This window comes from Pseudoflavonifractor sp. An85 (genome assembly GCF_002161235.1).
Taxonomy (GTDB): Bacteria; Bacillota; Clostridia; order Oscillospirales; family Oscillospiraceae; genus Enterenecus.
The window spans coordinates 1-2,188 of the sequence record NZ_NFHE01000075.1; the positions used below are offsets into that span (position 1 = coordinate 1).

The following is a 2,188-nucleotide window of genomic DNA, read 5'->3' on the forward strand; positions in this document are numbered from 1 at the left end:
CCCCTGCATCGCCGGGGACTCCGCCGTTCAAATCAGCATCGGACGCTACGGACGCTGCTGAAAAGTGCTATTTCGACCCCGGCTTCATACCGGGGCTTTTTTATGTCAGCGACACGCCATCTCTGCTGTCTTACTATCATGCTATAATGATAGTATCCAACAAGGATAGGGCACCACCCATCAACCCCGGCAAGGAGCAGAAATGATTAAGGAACAGGCCATTGACACCCTCACCCTCGGCAACGTCAGCGTCACCGAGACCGATTACTGCGGCGGCAAGGTCGCGGTCATGGCCTCGGACGGCATCTATCATTGGTGCGATCTGTGCGAAAAGGCCGAGGTCGCCTGCACGCACGACCGCCGGTATGCCTACGGCACCGATGCGCGGCTCTACGGCGACGACTACGAGACCCGGAAACGCCGCCAGCTCACCCCGGAGGAAGCCTACTGGTACATCTACGACGGCCAGTCCGACGAGTTCAGGAATATAGGCGAGAACGCCAGGACGCCGGAGGTGCGAATTGAGGGTGTAGTCCGAGGCACCCATAGAGGAAAGGAATTAAATATGAAATTGCCGAAGAGCATGAGCAAATATAGTGACCGCATCGAGGAAATTTGGTCGGAAGGCGACGACGGGTATTGGGTGGACTACAAGCCCGGCTGGCGCAGCTTCGTCACTGACACGCACATGGAGCATGAGTACACGAAACGTGAACTGTGGGAGGCGGTCAGCGCGTCCGAACCGTGTGATTGTGAGGAATGCAAGAACAGGAAACGTGAGGAGAAGCGCTAAGTGCCGACCGCCCGGCCCTGCGGGGCCGGGCACCCATTGAGGAAGGAGCAAAAATGAGTGGAATAGGAACCATAGTGATCTCGGCGTTGGTGGAAAGTGCCGTTGCCGCCTCGCCCTTCGTCATCGGAGGGATGGTGGTGGTGGCGGCTGAAGCCGTCCGGCAGGCCCGCAGGTATGGGACCCATGATGCCTTGCACAGGGCGCTCCGCAACCTGTCGGACTCGGCGCAGGACCCGCAATGGTGAGAATCAGCAACCGAACGGCCCCAGCCCGACGCCGGGGCCGTCCCTATTGGAAGGAGGACGTGATGGCGGTGATGGATGGCGAGGGCAGCGTGACGTGGATCACGGTGGAATATGATATTGGGAACCGTGAGTGGGAGGCCCGGTGCGAAGGCCGGGCCTTCCGGTATCCGCTGGACCGCTGCGCATCGGAGTCCACGGCGGCGCGGAAGGCGCTGCGTGAAAGGTACCATTCCGAAGGGCTGCGCGTGAAGGTGGACCGGTTGGAATCCCACAAGCACCACGGACGTGACCTGTGGGACTTCAAGGCGCGGTTCCATGTGCGCTGACCCGCTGCTGGCGCTTCTATGACCCCGGCGATTCGCCGGGGTCTTTCCATATCCACGACACGCCACCACCGCCGTCCGACTACCATGCTACAATGATAGTATTCCATAAAGAAAGGAACCAAGATGGACCGCTATCACGAATCGACCACCATAGTCTCCGAGGAGGCCGCCCAACGGCTTGTGGACGAACACAAGGCCCGTGTGTGGAGGAATCCCCGCAGCGGCATCACCCGTTTCTATCTGAGCGTGGACGCCTTGGAGGACCTTATCGGCCTCGATGTGGAGTTCTACAAGTCTGGCAACGTGCGCCGCTGCTCCTACATCGACGCCGACGGCGAAGTGGTGCGTGTAGCCAACTCCCGTGCCTACACCCGCTGGACCAAGACCTTCATTGAGAACGGCAGGGTCTACACCGAGTGGGCACCCTACGGCGAGGACATCGCCGAGCTGATCGCACTCAACATCGCCAAGGCCGCTGAGCCGGAGGCCGAGACCGAGGAGTGCGACGAGGAAATCGACAACGCCTCCAAACTCAACATCGGCGATATTGTCATCAGGTCAGGCGACACCGTGGTCGTGACCGAAGTCGTCAACTCCGAGATATTCCGCTATCGCGTCATCGAGGCCCGCGACCCCCGCACAATCGGAGCCAAGGGCGGGCGCAACGTCAAGCTCGTCCCTGTCCGCCGCATTCGCAAGGGCGGCAAGAATGAGCAGTCGGAGGAAAACGAATGAGTATCGTACTGGTTAACCTTTTCTTAATCGGTTGCGCCATGGTGAGCGCCGTACTGGGGTATTTTACTATCCTCTGGTTGATGTGGAAA

The 2,188-nt window shown here is 59.7% G+C and carries 4 protein-coding genes; all 4 read left to right on the forward strand.

The window, feature by feature from the left end:
* On the forward strand, positions 1-206 hold a 206-nt coding region (locus B5G37_RS15615), incomplete at its 5' end, for a hypothetical protein (protein WP_204217956.1).
* Positions 203-793 carry a hypothetical protein gene (locus B5G37_RS14275; protein WP_087258918.1) on the forward strand — a complete coding sequence of 197 codons (591 nt, stop codon included), beginning with the start codon at positions 203-205 and terminating at the stop codon, positions 791-793. The genes B5G37_RS15615 and B5G37_RS14275, both read left to right, overlap by 4 nt.
* A gap of 238 nt (positions 794-1,031) precedes the next feature.
* Positions 1,032-1,364 carry a hypothetical protein gene (locus B5G37_RS14285; protein ID WP_143482990.1) on the forward strand — a complete coding sequence of 111 codons (333 nt, stop codon included), beginning with the start codon at positions 1,032-1,034 and terminating at the stop codon, positions 1,362-1,364.
* A 180-nt stretch (positions 1,365-1,544) separates the two neighbouring features.
* Positions 1,545-2,099: a hypothetical protein gene (locus B5G37_RS14290; protein WP_143482991.1), complete on the forward strand. Its 555-nt coding sequence runs from the start codon at positions 1,545-1,547 to the stop codon at positions 2,097-2,099.
* The last annotated feature ends 89 nt before the right edge of the window (positions 2,100-2,188 follow it).